This window comes from Massilia sp. P1_C10, assembly GCF_056406475.1.
In genome coordinates, this window is the sequence record NZ_JBFUAC010000001.1 from 131,936 (window position 1) to 154,287 (window position 22,352).

Below are 22,352 nucleotides of genomic sequence, written 5' to 3' on the forward strand. Positions count from 1 at the left end.
GGTCCTGAAAAAATTAGCCGGGGAAGTTATCCGGCGTCTTGGCGGCATTGCGCGCGGCGCCAAGGGAGATGATATTACGCTTGACCAGGTCGGTCAGGTTCTGGTCGAGGGTCTGCATGCCGACATTGCTGCCGGTCTGGATCGCCGAGTACATCTGGGCGATCTTCGCTTCGCGGATCAGGTTGCGGATCGCCGGCGTGCCGATCATGATCTCGTGCGCGGCCACGCGGCCGGAGCCGTCCTTGGTTTTCAGGAGGGTCTGCGAGACTACCGCCTGCAGCGACTCGGACAGCATCGCGCGCACCATCTCTTTTTCGTCGGCCGGGAACACGTCGACGATACGGTCGATGGTCTTGGCGGCGGACGAAGTGTGCAGCGTGCCGAACACCAGGTGGCCGGTTTCCGCGGCGGACAGCGCGAGGCGGATGGTTTCCAGGTCGCGCAGCTCGCCGACCAGGATGCAGTCCGGGTCCTCGCGCAGCGCCGAGCGCAGCGCGTTGTTGAACGACAGCGTGTGCGGGCCCACTTCGCGCTGGTTGATCAGGCACTTCTTCGAGTCGTGCACGAATTCGATCGGGTCTTCGATCGTCAGGATGTGGCCGTACTCGTTTTCGTTGAGGTGGTTGACCATCGCGGCGAGCGTGGTCGACTTGCCCGAGCCGGTCGGGCCGGTGACCAGCACCAGGCCGCGCGGCTTCATCGCCAGATCGGCGAAAATCTTCGGCGCGTTCAGGTCTTCGAGCGACAGGATCTTCGACGGAATTGTCCGCAGCACGGCGGCGGCGCCGCGCTCCTGGTTGAAGGCGTTGACGCGAAAGCGCGCAAGACCCGGGATGGCGAACGAGAAGTCGCACTCGAGCACTTCCTCGTACTGCTTGCGCTGGCCGTCGTTCATGATGTCATAGATCATGCCGTGCACGTCCTTGTGCTCGAGCGGCGGCAGGTTGATGCGGCGCACGTCGCCGTGCACGCGGATCATCGGCGGCAGGCCGGACGACAGGTGCAGGTCGGATGCCTTGTTCTTGACGGAGAAAGCGAGTAATTCGGAGATGTCCATTTATAATCCCTGTGCCGTGGAAGGGCGCGAGTTGCAAGTATGCGCGTGTTGCACCGACTCGGTCCGCTATTAATTGCCCGCTGACAAGATTATGTCCACAATCGCCCACAAACTGCAAGCTGTCGATGCGACAATCCAGGCCGCGATCCAGGCCTCCGGGCGTGATCCGGGAACCGTGAGTTTGCTCGCCGTGTCCAAGACCTTTCCGGCCGACGCCGTGCTCGAGGCGGTCGCCGCCGGCCAGCGCGCGTTCGGCGAAAACTATCTGCAGGAAGGGATCGACAAGATCGCCGCGGTTTCTGCGGCCTTGCCGTGCGAGGCCATCGAATGGCACTTCATCGGCCCGATCCAGAGCAACAAGACGCGGCCCATTGCGGCCAGCTTCGCCTGGGCGCACACGGTGGAGCGACTGAAGGTCGCGCAGCGGCTGTCCGAGCAGCGGCCCGACGGCCTGCCGCCGCTGAACGTCTGTTTGCAAGTGAACATCAGCGGCGAGGCCAGCAAAAGCGGCGTGGCGCCGGAAGATCTGCCGGAACTGGCGCGCCAGGTGGCGGCGCTGCCGCGCCTGAAACTGCGCGGGCTGATGGCGATTCCCGAGCCGGAAACTGACGTGTCAAAACAACGGACGGCGTTCGCGCGGGTGCGCGCCTTGTTCGAACAACTACGCGCCGACGGATTCGACCTCGACACGCTGTCGATGGGGATGTCGGCCGACCTCGAGGCCGCGGTCGCGGAGGGCGCCACCATCGTGCGCGTCGGCAGCGCCATTTTCGGCTCACGCAATTACGACAACAAGGACAAGGCATGAAGATCACGTTCATCGGCGGCGGCAACATGGCGTCGGCGCTCATCGCCGGCCTGGCCGGCCAGCTTACCGCGGGCGAGAACATCCGCGTGGTGGACCCGAACCGCGAGCAGCTGGCGCGGCTGAAGGACAGTTACGGCGTCAGCACGGCGACGCAGGTGGGGCCGGAAGCCGGCGCCAGCGACGTCATCGTGCTGGCGGTGAAGCCGCAGCAGATGCGCGAGGTGGCGGCCGCGCTGCTGCCGCAACTGGCGCAAGGGCGGCCGCTGCTTCTGTCGATCGCGGCCGGCATTCGCGGCGCCGACTTGTCGCGCTGGCTGGGCGGCTACGGCGCGATCGTGCGCACGATGCCCAACACGCCGGCGCTGATCGGGCAGGGCATCACCGGCATGGTGGCGATGGCCGGCGTGAGCGACGCGCAGAAGGCGGCGGCGGGCGACATCATGCGTGCGGTCGGCGCGACGGTGTGGCTGGACGACGAGGCGCTGATCGATCCGGTGACCGCGGTGTCGGGCAGCGGGCCGGCGTACGTGTTTTATTTTATCGAGGCGATGCAGCAGGCCGCCGAGGAGCTCGGGCTGTCGGCGGAGCAGGGCAAGCAGCTGGCGCTGGCGACCTTTGTCGGCGCGGCGCAGCTGGCGGCGCAGTCGCCCGACGAAGTGGCGGTGCTGCGCGAGCGGGTGACGTCGAAGGGCGGCACGACCCATGCGGCCTTGACCAGCATGGAGCAGGCGGGGGTCAAGCAGGCAATCGTGGATGCGGTGAAAGCCGCGGCGGCGCGCGGGCGCGAACTGGGCGAGCAGCTCGGCGCTGACTAATAAGACGGGGCAGGTCCGGCGGACCTGACCCCATGTTTAGCGGCGCAGCAGCGGCAGGACTTTCTTCACCAGCTTCCAGAGACTCAAGCCGGCCGTCAGGATCGGCATCGCGCGCCCCGTGCGGGTGGCGATCATTCCCAGCACCACGCCGGCAATCGTCATCGGCAGCTTCAATCCCGGCCCGGAGCTGACCGGATGCAGCAGCGCCCGCACTTCCGTGGCCGCATCGACCCGCTGGCGCGCGCACTGCGCGATCAGCGCGGCCTGGCGTTCACTGTTGGTCATCGGCGTGCCTTTCCGCTTGAAGGAACTCGATGTCCTTGCGCAGCTCGCCGATGGTGGCCGACAGCAGCGCAGGCTGCGCTTTCATCCCGCTGCGCACCTTGAAGCCGATGCCGATCGCGGACAGGCCGAACGCCAGTCCCAGGCCGAGCACCGCGCCGAGGCGGTGCGTGTCCCAGAACACGATGATGACGAACAGCGCCGCCATCACGATCGCGATCGCGCCCAGGAACAGCGCGGCGATCGCCATCAGCAGGTGGTTGAGCCAGCGCTGCGACTGTTCTTGCATCTCCACCGACGCCAGCTCGAGCCGCGTCTGGAACATCGCGACGAAGGTCGTCGCGATCCTGCCGACCGCTTCGCCGATCGCCATCGATCAGCGCGTGCCGCGCGAGATGGCCACGCCGAGCAGCAGCCCGACCGTGGCGCCGATCGCGATCGATTTCCATGGATTTTCGTGCACGTACTGGTCGGTCGCCTTGGCCGCTTCCCTGGTCTTCTCCACCGCCAGTTCCTGGTAGTGGATCAGGTCGGCCTTGGCGCCGGAAATCGTGCGCTCGAGTTTTTCCTTGGCCGCCTTCAGGTCTTCGCCGGTCAGCGAGCTGTTGCGGATCCAGCTTTCAGCGTCATGGATCACCGATTTCAGGTCGTTCATCAGTTGGTCGCGCGCGCCGGTCTGGGTAGGGATTTTTTCCATCATGGGATAGCCTCGTTGGTTCGTTATTGTTGGAGGGATGATGCCGTGCAATTGGGACAACATTATCCTAATGCATAGTCTAACGCGACTCCGGCAAAAAGGGCCGCACCCAACCAATTGTTGTGGCGGAAGGCGGCGAAACAGCGCATCCGGTCGCGCTCGCGGATCAGGGTGTAGTGATACAGGGCAATGGCTGCGGCGACCGCGACGCCGGCCACGAACCACCAGCGCAGGCCGAGCAGCCAGCCGCAGGCCAGGTCGATCGCCAGCGCGGCGCCGTAGCACAGCATGACGGCGGCGACGTCGAAGCGGCCGAAGGTGATGGCCGAGGTGCGGATGCCGATCTTCAGGTCGTCGTCGCGGTCGACCATGGCATATTCGGTGTCGTAGGCGACGGCCCAGAACACGTTGGCCGCCAGCAGCCACCAGGCCACGGCCGGCACCTGGTCCTGCACCGCGGCGAACGCCATCGGGATGCCGAAGCCGAAGGCGATGCCGAGGTAGGCCTGGGGGATGGCGAAGAAGCGCTTGAAGTAGGGGTAGCTGCCGGCGATGATGACGGCGGCGACCGACAGCTGTTTGGTCAGCGCGTTCAGGGGCAGGATCAGCAGGAACGAGACGATCGCCAGCACGGCGGCGATGACGAGCGCTTCCCACGGCGCGATCTTGCCGCTGGTGAGCGGGCGTTCGGCGGTGCGCTTGACGTGCTTGTCGAAGTCGCGGTCGGCGTAGTCGTTGATGGCGCAGCCGGCCGAGCGCATCAGCGCGGTGCCGACGGTGAAGATCAGCAGCAACTTGACGTCGGGGACGCCGCTCGATGCCAGCCACAGCGCGATCAGCGTGGGCCACAGCAGCAGCAGGATGCCGATCGGCTTGTCGGCGCGGATCAGCTTGAAGTACAGGGCCAGCTTGGTCATTGGAACGGATGAGAATGGGCGATGGCCCGAATTCTACCGGGTTTGCAAGATGGCATCGGTGCGAATCCCGCCGCAAACAAGGGCGGGGTCAGGTACGGCGGACCTGACCCATCTTTCATGCGGCGGCGGCTTCCGGCGCCACCATCTCGACGCCCGGCAGGTCGCACTGCGCCACCGCTTCGCAGATCGCGTCGATCGCCGCGCGCCGCGTGAAGCTCTTGCGCCAGACGATCACCACGCGCCGCGATGGCACCGGCGCGCTGAACGGCACGAAGCTGAGCATGCCGTTCCTGTCCTTCATGTCCGGCACCGACGCGCGCGGCAGCACGGTCAGCCCGATGCCGCTGGCGACCATGTGGCGGATCGTCTCGAGCGACGAGCCTTCGAAGGTGCGCTGCATGCCGTTACCCGGCGTCGAAAAGCGCGCCATCTCGGGACACACCTCGAGCACCTGGTCGCGGAAGCAATGGCCGTTCCCGAGCAGGAGCATGGTCTCCGATTTCAGGTCTTCGGCCGAGACGAACTTGCGCTCGGCCCAGGGATGATGCTTCGGCGTGGCGACCACGAACGGTTCGTCGTACAGCGTCTGCATCGCCATGCCGTGTTCGGGCAGCGGCAGCGCCATGATGGCCGCATCGAGCTCGCCCTGGCGCAGCAGTTCGAGCAGGCGCACGGTGAAGTTCTCCTGCAGGATCAGCGGCATCTGCGGTACGTTGTCGATCAGGTTCTTCACCAGCGGCGGCAGCAGGTAGGGGCCGATCGTGTAGATCACGCCTAGCCGCAGCGGCCCGGCCAGCGGATCCTTGTTCTGCTTGGCCAGCTCCTTGATCGCGGCGGTCTGCTCGAGCACGCGCTCGGCCTGGGCGATGATCTGGGCGCCGAGCGGCGTCACCGACACCTCAGCGCCGCCGCGTTCGAACAGCACCACGCCCAGCTCGTCCTCGAGCTTCTTGATGGCGACGGACAGGGTAGGCTGAGCGACGTAGCAGGCCTCGGCGGCATGCCCGAAATGTCTCGCACGCGCGACGGCAACGATATATTTCAGTTCAGTGAGGGTCATGTCGGGGATTGTTCCTTCAAGAGGGGAAGGGCGCCAATGCCTCCATATTGCCAGATAGTTGCTTTTTAGTCAGCAAAGAAATTATATTTTACCGGAAGGCCAGTCGATATAATCACCGCGAAGGCGGTTCCCTCGCCGCTGCATCTTGAAAGGCGCGCATGTCCACGACTTTTGGCCCGGCCGAAGCGCAGGCTTATATCCACAAACTCCTCACCGTCATGCACCACCAGGGCGGCTCCGACCTGTTCGTCTCTGCCGACTTCCCGCCGTCGATGAAGCACCAGGGCGCGATGAAGCCGCTGAGTCAGCAGAAGCTGTCGGGCGAAGTCACGCGCGCGCTGGCGCTGTCGCTGATGAACGACAAGCAGAAGGCCGAATTCGAAGACCAGATGGAGTGCAATTTCGCCATCTCGCTGCCCAACGTGTGCCGCTTCCGCGTCAACGTCTTCGTCCAGCAGCAGTGCGTGGCGATGGTGGTGCGGACCATCGCGTCCGAAATCCCGAACTTCGAAAAGCTCGACCTGCCGGAAGTGCTGAAGGACGTCATCATGACCAAGCGCGGCCTGGTGCTGGTCGTCGGCGGCACCGGCTCGGGCAAGTCCACCACCCTGGCGGCGATGATCGACTACCGCAACGCCAATTCGGCGGGCCACATCATCACGGTCGAGGACCCGGTCGAATACGTCCACAAGAACAAGGGCTGCCTGATCACCCACCGCGAAGTGGGCGTCGACACCCACTCGTGGCACAACGCGCTGAAGAATACGCTGCGCCAGGCGCCGGACGTGATCCTGATCGGCGAGATCCGCGACACCGAAACGATGGAGCACGCAATCGCGTTCGCCGAGACCGGCCACCTGTGCCTGGGCACCCTGCACGCGAACAACTCCAACCAGACCATGGACCGGATCATCAACTTCTTCCCGGAAGAGCGGCGCAACCAGCTGCTGATGGACCTGTCGTCGAACCTGCGCGCGATCGTCTCGCAGCGGCTGGTGCGCACCGAGGACGGCAAGGGACGCAAGGCGGCGATCGAGATCCTGCTCAACACCGCGACGATCGGCGAGATGATCCTGAAGGGGAATTTCCAGGGCATCAAGGAGATCATGCACAAGTCGCGCGAGCTGGGCATGTGCACGTTTGACCAGGCGTTGTACGAGCTGTATAACAAGGGCTTCATCGGCTACGAGGAGGCGATCCGCAATGCCGACTCGGCCAACGGCCTGCGCCTGCAGATCAAGCTGCGCGGCGACCGCAAGGAGCCCGAGATGGCCGGCAAGACGACCTCGGACGACCTGTCGATGCTGGTGGAGGAAGAGCCGGAGGAGTGATGCAATGAGCCTGCAGGAGCTGGAGGCGGCGATCAACTGGTGGCGCGAGCGCCAGCCGGCGCGCGGCAACGAGCACGCGCTGTCGGCCGAGGTGAAGGTGCTGGCGCGGGTGTATGCGCTGATGATCGTCGGTCACGTCCACGATCTGGAGCTCGACCGGCTCGACGCCGGCGCCAGGCGGCTGCTGCAAACCTGGCGCGACTCGCGGGCGCCAACGACAAACCCGGGGTCAGGTCCGGCGGACCTGACCCCATCTTAGACTGACCCATGTCCGATTTCGAATCCAAGATCTGCACCCGAGACCAACTCAAACAGCGCGTCGCCGCCTTGCCCAAGCCGGTGGTGCTGACCAACGGCGTGTTCGACATCCTGCACCGCGGCCACGTGACCTACCTCGCGCAGGCGCGCGCGCTGGGCGCTTCGCTGGTGGTGGCGGCCAACACCGACGCCTCGGTCAGGCGCCTCGGCAAGGGCGACGACCGGCCGCTGAACACCTGCGCGGACCGCATGGCGGTGCTGGCCGCGCTGGAGTCGGTCAGCCTGGTGGTCGACTTCGACGAAGACACTGCGCTCGAAGTGGTGCGGGAATCGCGCCCCGACATCTACGCCAAGGGCGGCGACTACGACATGACCGCGATCCCCGAAGGGCAGGCGGTGCTGGCCTACGGAGGCCAGGCGGTCGCGATCGACTTCGAGCACGACCGCTCGACGACCAAGCTGCTCACGAAGGTGCGTCAGCAGACTTGAGCGGTCCGGCGACTTGTCGTCGTCGAAAGCATGCCCCAACACTACCTTATCCGTACGTCCAGGCGTAGTTACTGACAGTTCTAACTGTGTAAATTCGACAACAAATTGAAGGCGCCATGAGAGAACAGGCGAGATCGGGTCTCACTGGCATTTGGGATTAGATCTTGGTGTAGCCGGCCTTTACACCGGGGTCTGACCCCAACAGCGGGTCAGACCCTATGCGCCGCCGGCGTAGCAGTTCTGGCGCCACGCCTCGTACACCACCACCGCCACCGTGTTCGACAGGTTCAGGCTGCGGTTGTCGGGACGCATCGGCAGGCGGATGCGCTGCGCCGGCGGGAACGATTCGCGCAGCTCGGGCGCCAGGCCGCGCGTCTCGGCGCCGAACACGAACACGTCGCCCGGCTTGAAGGCCGCGCTGGCGAAGGGCGAGGAGCCGTGGGTGGTCAGCGCGAACATGCGCGCCGGGTCGGGCTGGGTGTCGGCGATGAACGCATCCCAGTTCTTGTGCACTTTCATGGTCGCGTAGTCGTGGTAATCGAGGCCGGCGCGCTTCATCTTGGCGTCGTCGAGCGGGAAGCCGAGCGGCTCGATCAGGTGCAGCTGGGCGCCCGTGTTGGCGCACAGGCGGATGATGTTGCCGGTGTTCGGCGGGATCTCGGGTTCGACCAGGACGACGTGGAACAAGATAATTCTCCTTCTATACAGTTAAATCGGTCAGGGCCCAGGTTAAGTTGACGGTGACATCTATCCGCGGCGTCTGCCCCGGAGACTAGGCGTCCCCGTCGCTCCGGCGGACCTGACCCCTACTTTGGCGGGGTGCGCGCGAACACGAAATTGCTCACGCGCGCCGCGCCGTTCGCCTTGAGCGTGGCGGCCAGTTCGTGCAGCGTGTGGCCGCTGGTCATGACGTCGTCGACCACGCCGACGTGCTGCCCGCGCACCATCGCCAGCGCCTCGGGCGCGACGGCGAAGGCGTGGCGGATGTTCTTGCCGCGCTGGTCAGGCGCCACGCCCGACTGCGCCAGCGTGTCGCGCGCCCTGATCGCCAGACGCGCCGCCAGCGGCACGCCGAGCGAGCGCGCCAGCGGCCGCGCCATCTCGAGCGCCTGGTTGAAGCCGCGCTCGGCCAGCCGCTGGCGGCCGAGGGGAACGGGACACAGCACGTTCGGCAGCGCGAAGCCGCGGCTGTCGATGACCGCATCGCGCAGCACCTGGGCGAACCACGGCGCCAGCGCGAGCTTGCCGCCAAATTTCAGCTGCAGCACCAGCTGGTCGAGCGGCGCCAGGTAATCGGCGCCGGCCACGGTGGCGTCGTAGGCCGGTCGCTCCTTCAGGCAGGCAGCGCATTCGCGCCCCGCGTCCGCGCTGCCGACCGGATTGGCGCAGCGCGCACAGCGCGTCGCCGGCGTGACGAACTGCGCGTGGCAAGGCGGGCAGACCGCGCCTTCGCAGCGCCCGCCGCACAGCGCGCACGACGACGGCAGCAGCGCATGCGCCATCGTGCGCAGCCACTGGCGCGTGCGGTTCGGCATCGGACGCTCCTGGAACGAATGGGGAACAACCATGTACACTGCCGCCATTATCTCATTTCACCGCACGACGCCATGGTTTCCCCCCAATCCTCCTCCAAGATGAGCGCCCCGATCGAACTGTCGCGGGTGCGCCGCCTGTTCGGCCGGCCGGCGCGCATCGCCCCGTCCGACTTCCTGCGCCGCGAGATCGCCGGCCGCATGCACGACCGCCTGGAGCTGGTGAAGATCGCGCCGCAGCGCGTGCTCGACGCCGGCTGCGGTGCCGGCGCCGACCTGGCCGTGCTGCAGAAGGATTATCCGGCGGCCCAGGTGATCGGCGTCGACGCGTCCGCCGTCATGCTGGCCGATGCGCCGGTGTCGGCGGGGAAGGGGCTATTGAGCCGCCTGCTGCCGTCCAAGGCTGGCGTCGACGTGCTGGCCGGCGATTTCGGCGACCTGCCGTTCGGCCCGAACTCGATCGACCTGGTGTGGTCGAACCTGGCGCTGCACTGGCATCCGCAGCCGGACCGCGTGTTCGCCGAATGGCGCCGCGTGCTGCGCGTCGAGGGATTGCTGATGTTTTCCAGCTTCGGCCCGGACACCCTGCGCGAGTTGCGCGCCGCCTTCGCCGAGGCCGACGAGCATCCGCACGCGCTGCCGTTCGTCGACATGCACGATTTCGGCGACCAGCTGGTCGAAGCCGGCTTCTCGACGCCGGTGATGGACATGGAGGCGATCACGGTGACCTACGACAGCACCGCGGCGCTGCTGGCCGACGTCCGCGCACTGGGCGGCAACCCGCTGGCGACGCGCGCGCGCGGGCTGCTGGGCCGGGCGGCGCGTGCCAGGCTGGAACAGGCGCTTGAACGCGGCCGCCGTCCCGACGGCAAGCTGGCGCTGACCTTCGAAGTGATCTACGGCCACGCCTTCCGGCCGGCACCGCGGGTGACGGCAGCCGGGGAAGCCATCGTGCGTTTCCAGCCGCGTCGCTAGATGGAGTAAAGGAAACCTTTTTTCTTGATGGTATTGCTACTCCCTGAGTATAATCAACGACTAATTTTGTCGGCTCCGCCATGGGTGATGAAAAATTCAGCAGTCGTGGCGTCAATATGCATGTGTGGCCGGCAGCCGCAATAGCAAGTGTCGTCGTTCATCGGTGTGCTTTGCTCACTCGTGGTCGATGTCAGTGGTTCCCGTAGTCAGGGAGCCTTTTTGCGCGACGGTATGGGAATGCGGCGAACCGTGTTTGGCTCGCTGACGATAAAAATTATTTTTTATTCTTGGGTGGTTGGGGAAAACATGACATATGCAAAGCGACTTCAAGCCTTGATGCTCGGGTTGGCAATTTCTGCCACCGTCCCGGCGATGGCGGGGCCAGAAGTGACGGGACGTCCGGTCGATTACCAGTTGAACCTGCAGCCTCCCGTGACGCGCATCGCGTCCGAGATCTACGACCTGCACACCTGGATGATGGTCGTCTGCGTGGCCATCTTCGTCGCCGTCTTCGGCGTCATGTTCTATTCGGTGTTCAAGCACCGCCGCTCGCTGGGCCACAAGCCGGCCACCTTCCACGAATCGACCGCCGTCGAAATCGCCTGGACCATCGTCCCGTTCCTGATCGTCATCGGCATGGCGCTGCCGGCGACCAAGACCGTGGTCGCGATGAAGGACACTTCCAACGCCGACATCACCATCAAGGCCACCGGCATGCAGTGGAAATGGGGCTACGATTACCTGAAGGGCGAAGGCGAAGGCATTTCCTTCCTGTCGACCCTGTCGACGCCGCGCTCGCAAGTGGGCGCCCCGGGCGTCGCGCCGACCATGGACCGCACCGAAAACTACCTGCTGGAAGTCGATAACGAAGTCGTCGTGCCGGTCAACAAGAAGGTCCGCATCGTCCTGACCGCCAACGACGTGATCCACGCCTGGATGATCCCGGCCTTCGGCGTCAAGCAGGATGCGATTCCTGGCGCCGTGCGCGATACCTGGTTCAAGTCGGAGAAAATCGGCACCTTCCGCGGCCAATGCGCGGAATTGTGCGGCAAGGAGCACGCCTTCATGCCGATCGTCGTGAAAGTCGTCTCGGACGCGGATTACTCCGCCTGGGTCGCCGGCAAGAAGAAGGAAATGGCGGCGCTGGCCGACGATCCATCGAAAGTCTGGACGATCGACGAACTCAAGACCAAGGGTGAAAAAGTCTACTCGACCAACTGCGCGGTCTGCCACCAGGCCAACGGCAAGGGTGTCCCGAACGCGTTCGCGGCGCTGGACGGCTCGCCGGTCGTGAACGGCCCGAAAGCCGAGCAGATCCACGTGCTGCTCAACGGCAAGAAGAGCGGCAAGTTCCCGTCCGAGATGCCGGCCTGGAAGCAGCTGTCGGATTCGGATATCGCTGCGGTGATCACCTACACCCGCAACACCTGGTCGAACAAGGCCGCGGAAAACATCGTTCAACCAGCCGAAGTCCTGGCTGCACGTAAGTAATCGGGAGTAGAACATGACCACAAGCACCACCATCGATCACGCACACGACCACGCGCACGGTCACGACGATCACGGCGCCCCGCACGGGATCGGCCGCTGGCTGTTCGCCACCAACCACAAGGACATCGGCACGCTGTACCTGTGGTTCGCGCTCGCCATGCTGATGTCGGGCGGCGTCCTGGCGCTGATGATCCGTTCGGAGCTGTTCCATCCGGGCCTGCAGTTCTTCCAGCCGGAGTTCTTCAACCAGCTGACCACGATGCACGGCATCGTGATGGTATTCGGCGCGATCATGCCGGCATTTGTCGGCTTCGCCAACTGGATGATCCCGCTGCAGGTGGGCGCCTCCGACATGGCGTTCGCCCGCATGAACAACTTCTCGTTCTGGCTGCTGCCGCCGGCCGCGATCTTGCTGGCCGTGTCGTTCTTCGTGCCGGGCGGCGCCACCGCCGCCGGCTGGACGCTGTACGCGCCGCTGTCGACCCAGATGGGCCCTGGCATGGACCTGGCCATCTTCGCGCTGCACATCATGGGCGCCTCGTCGATCATGGGCTCGATCAACATCATCGTCACCATCCTGAACATGCGCGCGCCCGGCATGACCCTGATGAAAATGCCGATGTTCTGCTGGACCTGGCTGATCACCGCCTACCTGCTGATCGCGGTGATGCCGGTGCTCGCCGGCGCCATCACCATGACGCTGACCGACCGCCACTTCGGCACCTCGTTCTTCAACGCCGCCGGCGGCGGCGACCCGGTCATGTACCAGCACATTTTCTGGTTCTTCGGCCATCCCGAGGTCTACATCATGATTCTGCCGGCATTCGGCATCGTCTCGCAGATCCTGCCGGCGTTCGCCCGCAAGCCGCTGTTCGGCTACGCGTCGATGGTCTACGCCACCGCGTCGATCGCGATCCTGTCGTTCATTGTCTGGGCCCACCACATGTTCACCACCGGCATGCCGGTGACGTCGCAGCTGTTCTTCATGTACGCTACGATGCTGATCGCGGTGCCAACCGGCGTTAAAGTGTTCAACTGGGTCGCCACGATGTGGAAGGGCTCGATGACCTTCGAAACCCCGATGCTGTTCGCCGTCGGCTTCATCTTCGTGTTCACCATGGGCGGCTTCACCGGCCTGATCCTGGCGGTGACCCCGATCGACATCCAGCTGCAGGACACCTATTACGTCGTCGCGCACTTCCACTACGTGCTGGTGGCCGGTTCGCTGTTTGCGCTGTTCGCCGGCTTCTACTACTGGTCGCCGAAGTGGACCGGCCACATGTACAGCGAATTCCGCGGCAAGATGCACTTCTGGAACTCGCTGATCTGGTTCAACGTGACCTTCTTCCCGATGCACTTCCTGGGCCTGGCCGGCATGCCGCGCCGCTACGCCGACTACCCGGCGCAGTTCACCGACTTCAACGTGGTGGCGACCATCGGCGCCTTTGGTTTCGGCCTGTCGCAGCTGTACTTCCTGCTGTTCGTGGTGATCCCGACCATCCGCGGCGGCGCCAAAGCGCCTGCCAAGCCATGGGATGGCGCCGAAGGCCTGGAGTGGACCGTGCCGAGCCCGGCGCCGTTCCACACTTTCGAGACGCCGCCGCTGGTCAAGTAATTAGTTGAGTAGTCAAGTATCTTGCGATGAATGATCCGAAGAAACCGAACAACGCGAAACTGGGCCTGATCCTTGGCGGGATCGCGCTGTTCTTTTTCGCGATGGTGTTCATCAAGCGCATCTGGCTGTAACGATGGCGACCGAACCGACCGGGCGCCTGAACCGGGCGATGCTCGGCAAGCTGATCGTGGTGGGCGTGTTGATGTTCGGCTTCAGCTACGCGCTGGTGCCGGTGTACCGGCAAATGTGCGAGCTGCTCGGCATCAACGTGCTGACGCAGAAGGACGGCACGGTGCAGCGCCCGGCGAATACCCAGGTCGACACCAGCCGCACCATCACGGTCGAGCTGGACGGCAATGCGCAGGGACCGTGGCGGTTTCGCCCGACCACCCGCAGCATCGACGTCCACCCGGGCGAGCTGGCAACGGTGATGTACGAAGTGGTGAACACGCAGGACCGCACGGTGCAGGCGCAGGCGATACCGAGCTACGCGCCGCAGTCGGCGACGCCGCACTTCAAGAAGGTCGAGTGCTTCTGCTTCAAGCAGCAGACGCTGGGCCCGCGGGAAGCGCGCCAGATGCCGGTGGTGTTCTTCATCGACCCGGCGCTGCCGCGGGAAGTGAAGACGATCACCTTGTCGTACACGTTTTTTGAAGTGGCGGGCGCCGTCGCGGCGAAGTAAGGGGCCGGCATGGACGAACTGAAGCAGGCAGCCGGGCGCAAGGCGTCGTTCGGCGCCACGATGAAGGCGGTGTTCTGGTCGTTTTTCGGAATCCGCAAGCGCAGCGATTACGAGCACGATTCGGCCAACCTGAATCCGCTGCACCTGATCATCGCGGCGCTGCTCGGGGTGGCGCTGTTCATCGGCGTGCTGGTGGTGGTGGTGAAGATCGCAGTCGCAAAATGACATCTGGGTCGGATCAGCTGGTCCGACCCAAGGTTTACAAGCATCAAGAAATTCAACGAATAAAAAGTTTGATTTAGGAGATGAAGATGAGTTCACACAACGCCGCGCCGTACTATTTTGTGCCGGGTCCTTCCAAGTGGCCAATGCTGGCCGGCATGTCGATGCTGGCCACCATGCTTGGTGCGGCCGGCTGGGTCAACGGCGCCAGCTGGGGCCCGATGCTCAACCTCGCCGGCATCGTGTCGACGCTGATCGTGCTGTACTTCTGGTTCGGCGACGCCATCGGCGAATCCGAGTCGGGTAAATACAACGCCCGCATCGACCTGTCGTACCGCTGGTCGATGAGCTGGTTCATCTTCTCCGAGGTGATGTTCTTCGGCGCCTTCTTCGGCGCGCTGTTCTACGCCCGCTCGATCACCCTGCCGTGGCTGGGCGACCTCGATCACAAGATCATCTGGCCCGACTACGCCGCGCACTGGGGCGGCACCGGCCCTGCCGGCACGATCGCACCGTTCCAGACCATGGGCCCGTTCCCGATCCCGACCATCAACACCGCGCTGCTGCTGACCTCGGGCGTGACGCTGACGATCTCGCACCACGCCCTGCGCGCCGGCCACCGCGCCAAGACCGCGTTCTGGCTGTTCGCCACGATCCTGCTAGGCGCGACCTTCATGGGTTTCCAGGCCTACGAATACATGCACGCCTACAGCGAGCTGAACCTGAAGCTGACCTCCGGCATCTACGGCTCCACCTTCTTCATGCTCACCGGCTTCCACGGCTTCCACGTGACGATGGGCGCGATCATGCTGTCGGTGATGCTGTACCGCGTCCTGAAGGGCCACTTCACGCCGGACCACCATTTCGGCTTCGAAGGCGCGGCCTGGTACTGGCACTTCGTCGACGTGGTCTGGCTCGGCCTGTACGTCGTCATTTACTGGATGTAATGGCTGGGCGGCTCTGGCGCCGCCCGCACGAAAAAGCCGCACGCGGGATCGAATCCCCGTGCGGCTTTTTTCTGAAATTCAATTTGGGGTCAGACCCGCTTTTTTGTCGAGAAAAGGGGTGTTGTCCCGTTTTTTAAGCGGGTCTGACCCCAAATAGTTAGAGGGGCAGACCCGGTTGTTTATTGCGGAACGGGGCGTTCTACCGATTTTTATGCGGGTCTGACCCCGGTTAGTACCGCAGGCCGGTGGGGGCGATCCAGCCCATCTTGTAGGCGCCCAGCAGGAGCAGGAACAGGGTGATCGACAGGCCCACGCGCATCGCCAGCGCCTGCACCGTGCGGTTGCTCTTGCCCTTGTCGCGCATCAGGAAGAACAGCGCCACGCCCAGGCTGCTCAGGATCAGGACGAAGGCGAGGGCGATGATGATTTTCATGGCGGAAGAAGTTTGGCAAAGGAATCATTGTAATGCGTAGTTTCAGGTTTCGGCCGATTCCCTTCGTGGCCACTTTGCTGCTGGTGGCGCTCGGCGTCGCCCTCGGCAACTGGCAGGGCCGGCGCGCCGCCGACAAGCTCGCGATCGGACACGCGCTCGCCGCGACAAGCGCGCTGGCGGCGCTGGCGCTCGACCCGTCCGCCGATCCGGCGTCGCTGGCATACCGGCGCGTCAAGGCCACCGGGCAGTTTGTCGCCGCCTGGCCGGTGGCGCTGAACAACCGCCCGCAGGATGGCCGCGCTGGCCTCGTGCTGGTGATGCCGTTCAAGCTCGATGGCTCGCCGCTGCACGTGCTGGTGGCGCGCGGCTGGCTGCCGCGCGACCCGGCCGACGTCAACAAGCTGCCGCCCTTCACCACGCCGTCCGGCACCGTGACCATCGAAGGCGTGGTCAAGCCAACCCTCGGACACCTGATGCAGCTGGGCGAAGCCGGCTCCCTCAAACCGGGCGCGATCGTGCAGAATGTCGACGCGGCCGGATTCGCCGCCGCCAGCGGCCTGCAAGTGGCGCCGTATTACATCGAGCAGACCGGCGACGCCGGCGACAAGCTGGCGCGCAACTGGCCGGCGCCGTCGCTCGGCGTCGAGAAGCACCAGGGGTATCAATTTCAGTGGTATGCGCTGGCCGCGATGGCCGCGCTGTTTTTTATCGTGACGGGATTTCGACGTGGACCAGACTCAAACCAATAAATCGCAACAGGCCCGCGGCCGCTGGAAGCTGCTGGCGGTGCTGGCCGTATGCGCCTCGCCGCTGATTTTCTCTTACCTGACCTACTACGTCATCAAGCCGGCAGGCCGCACCAATTACGGCGACCTGATCGACCCGCGCGCGCATCCGGTCCCGGTGCTGGGCGCCACTTCGCTGGACGGCAAGCCGACCGAGCTCGATGCCTACAAGGGCAAGTGGATCATGCTGAAGGTCGGCCCGTCTGCCTGCGCCAGGGACTGCATGGCCCAGATGTTCGCGATCCGCCAGGTGCGCTCGATGACGGGCAAGGACATGGCGCGCATCGAGCGCGTGTGGCTGGTGACGGACGCCGAACCGATGGAGACGATGCTGATCCGCGAACTCGATGGCGTGCACATGCTGCGCGCGCCGCGCGCGGCCGTGGCCAAATGGCTGCCGCTGGAGAAGGGCGCCACGCTCGACGAATCGATCTTCCTGATCGACCCCCTCGGCAACCTGATGATGCGCTTCCCGCCCGCGCCGGCCGGCGCCACCGAAGCGCAGAAAGTGGAGCACTACGCCAAGGTCAAGAAGGATATTTCGAAACTCCTCAAAGCCTCGGCGATCGGTTAAGCGATGCAGCTGTCGACCCTCGCGCAACTCGCGGTCACCGGACTGCTGGCGGCCAGCCTGCCGCTGGCGATGGTGTGGATGTCCGCGGACGCCAACAAGTACCGCAAGCTGGTCTGGGCCGCTGTATTCCTGACCTTCGACCTGATCGTGTTCGGCGCCTTCACGCGCCTGACCGATTCCGGCCTCGGCTGCCCCGACTGGCCCGGCTGCTACGGCCTGGCCAATCCCTTCCTCGCGCATGAGCAGATCAGCGCGGCCGAAGCGCTGATGCCGACCGGCCCGGTCACCGTGGTCAAGGCCTGGATCGAGATGATCCACCGCTACCTCGCGATGGGCATCGGCGTCCTGATCATGGCGCTGATGGCGAAGGCCTGGCTGCAATGGCGCCGCAGCCGCAACGACGCGTTCGCGCCAGCGCTGCCGACCGCGCTGTTCCTGTTCGTCTGCCTGCAGGGCGCGTTCGGCGCCTGGACCGTGACGATGAAGCTGCAGCCGGTGATCGTCACCATCCACCTGCTGCTCGGCATGGGCCTGCTGGCGATGCTGACCTGGCTGGGCGGACGCGAAGACTACCTGGTCAAGCCACAGCGCGCCGATGCGCATCCCGCTTCGCTCGCCGGCGTGCGCGTGTGGGCGGTGCTGTCGCTCGTGGTCCTGTTCATGCAGATCGCCCTCGGCGGCTGGGTCAGCACCAACTACGCGACCCTGGCCTGCACCGATTTCCCCGCGTGCGGCGGACTGCCGATGGATTACGAGCACGGCTTCACCTTGTGGCGCGAGCTGGGCAAAACCGCCGCGGGACACTACCTGCCGTTCGCCGCGCTCTCCGCGATCCACTGGGTGCACCGCAATTTCGCGCTGGTGGTGGCCGTGGTGCTCGGCTTTACCGCCTGGCGCGCATGGCCGCACGCGGCGCTGCGCTCCACCGCGCGCACCATGGCGATCGTGCTGGCGGCGCAGGCCGCAAGCGGCATCGCCACCGTGTTCCTCAGCTTCCCGCTGGCCATCGCCGTGCTGCATAACGCCGGCGCGGCGCTGCTGGTGCTGCTGGTGACCATGTTAAACTACAAGGTCAAGTACCAACTCGACATCGCGCGCCGCATCCCCTCATGACAAGTCAAACCGCAACACAAAAAACGCGCAAGCCGGCCAACCGCATGGCCCAGTACTGGGCGCTCACCAAGCCGCGCGTGACGCAGCTGGCGGTGTTCTGCGCCGTGATCGGCATGTTCCTCTCGACCGAATCGCTGCCGCCATGGCGCCTGGTGGTCGCCGCCACCATCGGCATCTGGCTGCTGGCCGGCGCCGCCTTCGCCGTCAACTGCCTGGTCGAAGCCGAGATCGACGCGCGCATGGCCCGCACCGCGCGCCGCGCCACCGCGATGGGGGAGCTGACCAAGACCCAGACCATCGTCTTTTCCTCCCTGATCGGCGGCGCCGGCATGGCGGTGCTGTATTTCCTCGTCAACCCGCTGACGATGTGGCTGACCTTCGTCACCTTCGTCGGCTACGCGGTGATCTACACGATGATCCTCAAGCCGGCCACGCCGCAGAACATCGTCATCGGCGGCCTGTCGGGCGCGATGCCGCCGGCGCTGGGCTGGGCCGCGATCGCCAACGACGTGCCGATGCAGGCCTGGCTGCTGGTGCTGATCATTTTTGTGTGGACCCCGCCGCACTTCTGGGCGCTGGCGATGTACCGTCGGGACGACTACGCCAAGTCCGGCCTGCCGATGCTGCCGGTCACCCACGGCATGCAGTTCACCGGCTTCCACGTCTGGCTGTATTCGATCGCGCTGGCCGCCACCACCATGCTGCCGTTCGCGGTGCACATGAGCGGCCTGATTTACCTGGCTGCCGCCGTCGTCCTCAACATCGTCTTCCTGTGGCACTCGTGGCGCGTGTACCGCCACTACACGGATCAAATTGCGCGCAAGGCGTTCACCTGGTCGATCATTTACCTGTCGCTGCTGTTCGCCGCGCTGCTGGTCGACCACTACCTCAAATTCTAAGAATGAAGAAACTGCTCGCGGTATCCGTCCTCGCCGCCGCCATGGCGCTTGGGCTGTCGGCCTGCACCAAGCCGCCCAGCTTCCAGAACACCGACGTGACGGGCCTGCAGTACGCCCATGATTTCGCGCTGACCGACCACACCGGCAAGCCGCGCACCCTGGCCGACTTCAAGGGCAAGGTGGTGCTGGTCTTCTTCGGCTACACGCAGTGTCCAGACGTCTGCCCGACCACGATGGTGGAACTGGCCAACGTGATGAAGGAGCTGGGCCCGCAGGCCGACCAGGTGCAGGTCCTGTTCATCACCGTCGACCCCGAGCGCGACACCCGGGAGCTGCTGTCGCAGTACGTGCCGGCGTTCGACAAGCGCTTCCTCGGCCTGCGCGGCGACGCCGCCGCGACTGCGGCGGTGGCCAAGGAATTCAAGGTGTTCTACGCCAAGGTGCCGGGCAAGGAGCCGGGCAGCTATTCGATGGACCACACCGCCGGCAGCTACGTGTTCGACAAGGACGGCAAGGTGCGCCTGTTCGTGCGCCATGGCGCGGGCGCCGCGCCGATCGTGCATGACCTCAAACAGCTGCTGAACTGATGGAAGCGCGCTTCGGCAAGAACTACGCCCAGCTCGGAACCGTCCTGCTGCTGACCCTCGGCTGCGTGGTGGTGCTGCGTCCCTTCCTGGCGGCGATCCTGTTCGCCGCCGCCGTTGTCATCTCGTCGTGGCCGATGTACCAGCGGCTGCTGGCGCGCATGCGCGGGCGCCGCACGCTGGCCGCGCTGGCGATGACGCTGTCGCTCACGCTGCTGGTGATCATCCCGATCGCGCTGGTCGCCTACAACATGGCCGACGACGTCGCGCGCATCTTCGAGCAGGTCAAGGCCACCATCAACAGCGGCGACGTGACGACGCCGGCGTGGCTCAAGCGGGTGCCGCTGGCCGGCCCGTGGCTGGACCAGTACATCAATGGCCTGGTGGCGAGCCGCGAGCAGATGACCGAGCTGGCCAAGCGCATGCTCGACCCGGCGCGCCATTTCCTCACCGCCGGCGGCCTGATATTGGGCGGCGGCGTGGTCCAGATGAGCATTGCCGCCTTCGTCAGCTTTTTCCTGTACCGCGACGGCGAGCAGCTGATGCGCGTGATCGGCGTGGCGGCGGCGCGCATCTACGGCGAGCGCGCCGCCAAGGTGTCGGTGACGGTCAGCCAGACCGTGCGCGGCGTGATGTACGGCCTGCTCGGCACGGCGCTGGCGCAGGCGGTGGTGGCGGCAATCGGCTTCACGATCGCCGGCGTGCCGGCGGTGCCCTTGCTGGCCGTGATGACCTTCGTGTTCTCGCTGGTGCCGGTCGGCCCGCCGCTGATCTGGGGCGGCGCCGCCGTCTGGCTGTTCGCCCAGGGCTCGTCGGGCTGGGGCATCTTCATGATCGTCTGGGGCGCCGTGCTCATTTCGGGCGTCGACAACGTGGTGCGGCCGATGCTGATCTCGCGCGGCAGCAGCCTGCCGTTCCTGCTGGTGTTCCTCGGCGTGCTGGGCGGCGTGATCGCGTTCGGCTTCGTCGGCATGTTCATCGGCCCGACCCTGCTGGCCGTCGGCTATTCGCTGGTGGACGACTGGACCGCCGTCGCCGCCGACAAGGAAGCGCCGCACGCTGCGGCAGATCAATGAAAGGCTTTCTCGCGGGCATATTCTGAAACCACGCACCTTGGTTTCAGGAGACGCTCGTGGACCTTCAAAAATTCGAGATTATCGTCAATGCAATGCTGGGCTGGAGCGATGAAGCGAAGTCGCCGAGGAAGACGCCCGGCCGTCACGCGGCGCCGGCGCAGTCGCGCTTCGCCGCAGACGACGAGGACGACCTGAACGAGGATGAGCTGGAGCCTGAAGCAGAGATCCCCAGCTTTCCCCGGGCCAGCGCCGCGGCGGAAGTGGACGAAGAAGAGATCGTCGACTAGGTCCGACGACAAGCCTGGTTTAATCGTGGTCGTCGGTGTCGACTTCGCGGTGCAGCTGGGGGATTACCTTCACCAGCACGATGCGCGGACCGTTCATCTTCTTGACCACGATGTCGAACCGCGGGAACTCGATGCGCTGTCCCTGTTTCGGGATGTCGCCCAGCTTGACCATCAACAGGCCGCCGACCGACTCCACCTCGTCCATCCCCATCTCTTCGTTGTTGATGTCGATGCCGAGCGTTCGCTCGAGCGAGAAGATCGGCAGGCTGGCCTTGCCGACCAGCGTGCCGTCTTCCTGGCGCAGCCAGTCGTTTTCGTTGAGGCGAAATTCGTCATGGATCTCGCCCACCATCGCGCCCAGCAGGTTGTCGAGCGTGATGAAGCCGACCGGCCGCTTGCCCTTTTCGCCGATCAGCGCGAAGTGCGGCGCGCCTTCGCGGAAGCGCCTGAACATCTCCTGCGCCTTGGTGCGCGCCGACATCGTCTCGACCGGCCGCAGGTATTGCGCCAGGTCGCCGATCGGACGTCCTGTCTGCTGCGCGAAGAACAGGTCCTTCATGTGGATCACGCCCAGCACGTCCTCGCCGTCGGTATCGAAGTAGGGATAGCGGCTGAAGCGGTTGCGGCGCATCGTCTCGAGGTTGTCCTCCAGCGATTTGCCGGCGTGCAGCGCGATCACTTCGCGGATCGGCCGCATCAGGTCCGACACCGTCAGCTGCGTGAAGTCGAGCGACTGGGCCAGGATATGGCGCTCGTCACGGGTGAATTTTTCGCCGGGCTGGCTGGTGCGCAGGATCAGCTTCAGTTCTTCGTTCGAGTAATGGGCGTCGTGGCCACCCTTGCCATCGAGGCCGGCCATGCGCAGCACCATGTTCGCGCTGCTGTTCAACACCCAGATCGCCGGGTACATCGCCCAGTAAAAGCCGTACAGCGGGATCGCGCTCCACAGGCCGATGATCTCCGGATTGCGGATCGCCAGCGACTTCGGCGCCAGCTCGCCCACCACGATGTGCAGGAACGAGATCATCCCGAACGCGAAGACGAAAGAAACGCCGTGCACCACTTCGGGCGCGGTGATGCCGACGATGGCGAACAGCGGCTCGAGCAGGCGCGCGAAGGCCGGCTCGCCGACCCAGCCCAAGCCCAGCGAGGCGAGGGTGATCCCGAGCTGGCAGGCCGACAGGTAGGCGTCGAGCTGGCTGTGCACCTTCGACAGGATGCGTCCGCGCAGTCCCTGGGTTTTGGCGATCGCCCGCACGCGCGTCTTGCGCAGGGTGACGATGCCGAATTCGGCCGCCACGAAAAATCCGTTCAGTACGACGAGGACGAGGGCAAGCAGGACTAGCAGGACGTTTTGCATATTCTATGGTTGGTATTGGAGGGCGACGCCTGGTCCTGCGGACCCGACCCCATCTTTGCAGCA

Annotated in this window: 28 protein-coding genes; 18 read left to right on the plus strand and 10 right to left on the minus strand. The window is 65.0% G+C overall.

Features of this window, described 5'->3' with window-relative positions:
* Nucleotides 1-13: 13 nt before the first annotated feature.
* On the minus strand, nt 14-1,057 hold the full coding sequence (locus AC1D02_RS00655; RefSeq protein ID WP_477312656.1) for a type IV pilus twitching motility protein PilT: 1,044 nt from the start codon (nt 1,055-1,057) through the stop codon (nt 14-16).
* A 91-nt stretch (nt 1,058-1,148) separates the two neighbouring features.
* Here AC1D02_RS00655 and AC1D02_RS00660 point away from each other — a divergent pair, with 91 nt between their 5' ends.
* Nucleotides 1,149-1,865 (plus strand): YggS family pyridoxal phosphate-dependent enzyme, encoded by a 717-nt coding sequence (locus AC1D02_RS00660; RefSeq protein ID WP_477312658.1) that lies wholly within the window; start codon nt 1,149-1,151, stop codon nt 1,863-1,865.
* A complete protein-coding gene (gene proC, locus AC1D02_RS00665; protein ID WP_477312660.1) occupies nt 1,862-2,680 on the plus strand; it encodes a pyrroline-5-carboxylate reductase in 819 nt (272 codons plus the stop codon). The genes AC1D02_RS00660 and proC overlap by 4 nt, the downstream gene beginning before the upstream one ends.
* Before the next feature lie 36 nt (nt 2,681-2,716).
* On the opposite strand, the gene AC1D02_RS00670 is transcribed toward proC, so the two are convergent.
* The 5 genes from AC1D02_RS00670 to AC1D02_RS00690 form a co-directional block, all read right to left on the minus strand.
* Nucleotides 2,717-2,965 (minus strand): hypothetical protein, encoded by a 249-nt coding sequence (locus AC1D02_RS00670; RefSeq protein WP_477312662.1) that lies wholly within the window; start codon nt 2,963-2,965, stop codon nt 2,717-2,719.
* Complete coding sequence (locus AC1D02_RS00675) at nt 2,952-3,335, minus strand: phage holin family protein (protein WP_477312664.1); 384 nt, start codon at nt 3,333-3,335, stop codon at nt 2,952-2,954. Before AC1D02_RS00675 ends, AC1D02_RS00670 begins: the two co-directional genes overlap by 14 nt.
* Before the next feature lie 3 nt (nt 3,336-3,338).
* Nucleotides 3,339-3,662 carry an ElaB/YgaM/YqjD family protein gene (locus AC1D02_RS00680; protein WP_477312666.1) on the minus strand — a complete coding sequence of 108 codons (324 nt, stop codon included), beginning with the start codon at nt 3,660-3,662 and terminating at the stop codon, nt 3,339-3,341.
* A gap of 59 nt (nt 3,663-3,721) precedes the next feature.
* Complete coding sequence (gene ubiA / locus AC1D02_RS00685) at nt 3,722-4,576, minus strand: 4-hydroxybenzoate octaprenyltransferase (protein ID WP_477312668.1); 855 nt, start codon at nt 4,574-4,576, stop codon at nt 3,722-3,724.
* Between the two features lie 115 nt (nt 4,577-4,691).
* Nucleotides 4,692-5,636 carry a hydrogen peroxide-inducible genes activator gene (locus tag AC1D02_RS00690; RefSeq protein WP_477312670.1) on the minus strand — a complete coding sequence of 315 codons (945 nt, stop codon included), beginning with the start codon at nt 5,634-5,636 and terminating at the stop codon, nt 4,692-4,694.
* Between the two features lie 158 nt (nt 5,637-5,794).
* Between AC1D02_RS00690 and AC1D02_RS00695 the strand changes: the two genes are divergently transcribed.
* The 3 genes from AC1D02_RS00695 to rfaE2 are packed head-to-tail and all read left to right on the plus strand — an operon-like array spanning nt 5,795 to nt 7,714.
* Nucleotides 5,795-6,967, plus strand: a complete 1,173-nt coding sequence (locus AC1D02_RS00695; protein ID WP_477312672.1) for a PilT/PilU family type 4a pilus ATPase — start codon at nt 5,795-5,797, stop codon at nt 6,965-6,967.
* A gap of 4 nt (nt 6,968-6,971) precedes the next feature.
* On the plus strand, nt 6,972-7,226 hold the full coding sequence (locus AC1D02_RS00700; protein WP_477312674.1) for a DUF3717 domain-containing protein: 255 nt from the start codon (nt 6,972-6,974) through the stop codon (nt 7,224-7,226).
* 8 nt (nt 7,227-7,234) lie between these two features.
* The gene (rfaE2, locus tag AC1D02_RS00705) at nt 7,235-7,714 is read left to right on the plus strand and encodes a D-glycero-beta-D-manno-heptose 1-phosphate adenylyltransferase (RefSeq protein WP_477312676.1); all 480 of its coding nucleotides are present in this window, start codon (nt 7,235-7,237) and stop codon (nt 7,712-7,714) included.
* A gap of 216 nt (nt 7,715-7,930) precedes the next feature.
* Here rfaE2 and trmL read toward each other — a convergent pair whose 3' ends face one another.
* Nucleotides 7,931-8,401 carry a tRNA (uridine(34)/cytosine(34)/5-carboxymethylaminomethyluridine(34)-2'-O)-methyltransferase TrmL gene (gene trmL, locus AC1D02_RS00710; protein ID WP_477312678.1) on the minus strand — a complete coding sequence of 157 codons (471 nt, stop codon included), beginning with the start codon at nt 8,399-8,401 and terminating at the stop codon, nt 7,931-7,933.
* A gap of 119 nt (nt 8,402-8,520) precedes the next feature.
* On the minus strand, nt 8,521-9,249 hold the full coding sequence (locus AC1D02_RS00715) for a ComF family protein (RefSeq protein ID WP_477313964.1): 729 nt from the start codon (nt 9,247-9,249) through the stop codon (nt 8,521-8,523).
* A gap of 72 nt (nt 9,250-9,321) precedes the next feature.
* Here AC1D02_RS00715 and AC1D02_RS00720 point away from each other — a divergent pair, with 72 nt between their 5' ends.
* From AC1D02_RS00720 to AC1D02_RS00745, 6 genes are all read left to right on the plus strand, one after another.
* Nucleotides 9,322-10,221, plus strand: coding sequence for a methyltransferase domain-containing protein (locus AC1D02_RS00720; protein ID WP_477312680.1), 900 nt, complete (start codon nt 9,322-9,324; stop codon nt 10,219-10,221).
* Between the two features lie 306 nt (nt 10,222-10,527).
* Nucleotides 10,528-11,712, plus strand: a complete 1,185-nt coding sequence (coxB, locus tag AC1D02_RS00725) for a cytochrome c oxidase subunit II (protein ID WP_477312682.1) — start codon at nt 10,528-10,530, stop codon at nt 11,710-11,712.
* Between the two features lie 13 nt (nt 11,713-11,725).
* A complete protein-coding gene (ctaD, locus tag AC1D02_RS00730) occupies nt 11,726-13,327 on the plus strand; it encodes a cytochrome c oxidase subunit I (RefSeq protein ID WP_477312684.1) in 1,602 nt (533 codons plus the stop codon).
* 133 nt (nt 13,328-13,460) lie between these two features.
* Nucleotides 13,461-14,009 (plus strand): cytochrome c oxidase assembly protein, encoded by a 549-nt coding sequence (locus AC1D02_RS00735; protein ID WP_477312686.1) that lies wholly within the window; start codon nt 13,461-13,463, stop codon nt 14,007-14,009.
* 9 nt (nt 14,010-14,018) lie between these two features.
* Nucleotides 14,019-14,234: a DUF2970 domain-containing protein gene (locus AC1D02_RS00740; RefSeq protein ID WP_477312688.1), complete on the plus strand. Its 216-nt coding sequence runs from the start codon at nt 14,019-14,021 to the stop codon at nt 14,232-14,234.
* 86 nt (nt 14,235-14,320) lie between these two features.
* Nucleotides 14,321-15,178 (plus strand): cytochrome c oxidase subunit 3, encoded by an 858-nt coding sequence (locus AC1D02_RS00745; protein WP_477312690.1) that lies wholly within the window; start codon nt 14,321-14,323, stop codon nt 15,176-15,178.
* A gap of 229 nt (nt 15,179-15,407) precedes the next feature.
* On the opposite strand, the gene AC1D02_RS00750 is transcribed toward AC1D02_RS00745, so the two are convergent.
* A complete protein-coding gene (locus AC1D02_RS00750) occupies nt 15,408-15,611 on the minus strand; it encodes a twin transmembrane helix small protein (protein ID WP_477312692.1) in 204 nt (67 codons plus the stop codon).
* 32 nt (nt 15,612-15,643) lie between these two features.
* Here AC1D02_RS00750 and AC1D02_RS00755 point away from each other — a divergent pair, with 32 nt between their 5' ends.
* From AC1D02_RS00755 to AC1D02_RS00785, 7 genes are read left to right on the plus strand one after another with little or no spacing between them, the layout of a single operon-like run.
* Nucleotides 15,644-16,360, plus strand: coding sequence for an SURF1 family protein (locus AC1D02_RS00755; RefSeq protein ID WP_477312694.1), 717 nt, complete (start codon nt 15,644-15,646; stop codon nt 16,358-16,360).
* On the plus strand, nt 16,338-16,970 hold the full coding sequence (locus AC1D02_RS00760) for an SCO family protein (RefSeq protein WP_477312696.1): 633 nt from the start codon (nt 16,338-16,340) through the stop codon (nt 16,968-16,970). Before AC1D02_RS00755 ends, AC1D02_RS00760 begins: the two co-directional genes overlap by 23 nt.
* 3 nt (nt 16,971-16,973) lie before the next feature.
* Nucleotides 16,974-18,083, plus strand: a complete 1,110-nt coding sequence (locus AC1D02_RS00765; protein ID WP_477312698.1) for a COX15/CtaA family protein — start codon at nt 16,974-16,976, stop codon at nt 18,081-18,083.
* A complete protein-coding gene (gene cyoE, locus AC1D02_RS00770) occupies nt 18,080-18,982 on the plus strand; it encodes a heme o synthase (RefSeq protein ID WP_477312700.1) in 903 nt (300 codons plus the stop codon). Before AC1D02_RS00765 ends, cyoE begins: the two co-directional genes overlap by 4 nt.
* A gap of 2 nt (nt 18,983-18,984) precedes the next feature.
* Nucleotides 18,985-19,569, plus strand: coding sequence for an SCO family protein (locus tag AC1D02_RS00775; protein ID WP_477312702.1), 585 nt, complete (start codon nt 18,985-18,987; stop codon nt 19,567-19,569).
* Nucleotides 19,569-20,642: an AI-2E family transporter gene (locus tag AC1D02_RS00780; protein WP_477312704.1), complete on the plus strand. Its 1,074-nt coding sequence runs from the start codon at nt 19,569-19,571 to the stop codon at nt 20,640-20,642. Before AC1D02_RS00775 ends, AC1D02_RS00780 begins: the two co-directional genes overlap by 1 nt.
* Before the next feature lie 56 nt (nt 20,643-20,698).
* Nucleotides 20,699-20,929: a hypothetical protein gene (locus AC1D02_RS00785; protein ID WP_477312706.1), complete on the plus strand. Its 231-nt coding sequence runs from the start codon at nt 20,699-20,701 to the stop codon at nt 20,927-20,929.
* Nucleotides 20,930-20,948: 19 nt separating this feature from the next.
* Here AC1D02_RS00785 and AC1D02_RS00790 read toward each other — a convergent pair whose 3' ends face one another.
* On the minus strand, nt 20,949-22,289 hold the full coding sequence (locus AC1D02_RS00790; RefSeq protein WP_477312708.1) for a hemolysin family protein: 1,341 nt from the start codon (nt 22,287-22,289) through the stop codon (nt 20,949-20,951).
* Nucleotides 22,290-22,352 lie beyond the last annotated feature (63 nt).

Bases quoted from the DNA above. Each gene is read 5' to 3' on its own strand.
- AC1D02_RS00745 (WP_477312690.1), top strand. From the start codon at position 14,321: ATGAGTTCACACAACGCCGCGCCGTACTATTTTGTGCCGGGTCCTTCC.
- proC (WP_477312660.1), top strand. From the start codon at position 1,862: ATGAAGATCACGTTCATCGGCGGCGGCAACATGGCGTCGGCGCTCATC.
- cyoE (WP_477312700.1), top strand. From the start codon at position 18,080: ATGACAAGTCAAACCGCAACACAAAAAACGCGCAAGCCGGCCAACCGC.
- AC1D02_RS00715 (WP_477313964.1), bottom strand. From the start codon at position 9,249: ATGCCGAACCGCACGCGCCAGTGGCTGCGCACGATGGCGCATGCGCTG.
- AC1D02_RS00655 (WP_477312656.1), bottom strand. From the start codon at position 1,057: ATGGACATCTCCGAATTACTCGCTTTCTCCGTCAAGAACAAGGCATCC.
- AC1D02_RS00790 (WP_477312708.1), bottom strand. From the start codon at position 22,289: ATGCAAAACGTCCTGCTAGTCCTGCTTGCCCTCGTCCTCGTCGTACTG.
- AC1D02_RS00740 (WP_477312688.1), top strand. From the start codon at position 14,019: ATGGACGAACTGAAGCAGGCAGCCGGGCGCAAGGCGTCGTTCGGCGCC.
- AC1D02_RS00780 (WP_477312704.1), top strand. From the start codon at position 19,569: ATGGAAGCGCGCTTCGGCAAGAACTACGCCCAGCTCGGAACCGTCCTG.
- AC1D02_RS00765 (WP_477312698.1), top strand. From the start codon at position 16,974: ATGCAGCTGTCGACCCTCGCGCAACTCGCGGTCACCGGACTGCTGGCG.
- coxB (WP_477312682.1), top strand. From the start codon at position 10,528: ATGACATATGCAAAGCGACTTCAAGCCTTGATGCTCGGGTTGGCAATT.
- AC1D02_RS00750 (WP_477312692.1), bottom strand. From the start codon at position 15,611: ATGAAAATCATCATCGCCCTCGCCTTCGTCCTGATCCTGAGCAGCCTG.
- AC1D02_RS00700 (WP_477312674.1), top strand. From the start codon at position 6,972: ATGAGCCTGCAGGAGCTGGAGGCGGCGATCAACTGGTGGCGCGAGCGC.
- AC1D02_RS00675 (WP_477312664.1), bottom strand. From the start codon at position 3,335: ATGGCGATCGGCGAAGCGGTCGGCAGGATCGCGACGACCTTCGTCGCG.
- AC1D02_RS00720 (WP_477312680.1), top strand. From the start codon at position 9,322: ATGGTTTCCCCCCAATCCTCCTCCAAGATGAGCGCCCCGATCGAACTG.
- rfaE2 (WP_477312676.1), top strand. From the start codon at position 7,235: ATGTCCGATTTCGAATCCAAGATCTGCACCCGAGACCAACTCAAACAG.
- AC1D02_RS00735 (WP_477312686.1), top strand. From the start codon at position 13,461: ATGGCGACCGAACCGACCGGGCGCCTGAACCGGGCGATGCTCGGCAAG.
- AC1D02_RS00680 (WP_477312666.1), bottom strand. From the start codon at position 3,662: ATGATGGAAAAAATCCCTACCCAGACCGGCGCGCGCGACCAACTGATG.
- AC1D02_RS00695 (WP_477312672.1), top strand. From the start codon at position 5,795: ATGTCCACGACTTTTGGCCCGGCCGAAGCGCAGGCTTATATCCACAAA.
- AC1D02_RS00690 (WP_477312670.1), bottom strand. From the start codon at position 5,636: ATGACCCTCACTGAACTGAAATATATCGTTGCCGTCGCGCGTGCGAGA.
- AC1D02_RS00670 (WP_477312662.1), bottom strand. From the start codon at position 2,965: ATGACCAACAGTGAACGCCAGGCCGCGCTGATCGCGCAGTGCGCGCGC.
- AC1D02_RS00775 (WP_477312702.1), top strand. From the start codon at position 18,985: ATGAAGAAACTGCTCGCGGTATCCGTCCTCGCCGCCGCCATGGCGCTT.
- AC1D02_RS00660 (WP_477312658.1), top strand. From the start codon at position 1,149: ATGTCCACAATCGCCCACAAACTGCAAGCTGTCGATGCGACAATCCAG.
- AC1D02_RS00755 (WP_477312694.1), top strand. From the start codon at position 15,644: ATGCGTAGTTTCAGGTTTCGGCCGATTCCCTTCGTGGCCACTTTGCTG.
- ubiA (WP_477312668.1), bottom strand. From the start codon at position 4,576: ATGACCAAGCTGGCCCTGTACTTCAAGCTGATCCGCGCCGACAAGCCG.
- ctaD (WP_477312684.1), top strand. From the start codon at position 11,726: ATGACCACAAGCACCACCATCGATCACGCACACGACCACGCGCACGGT.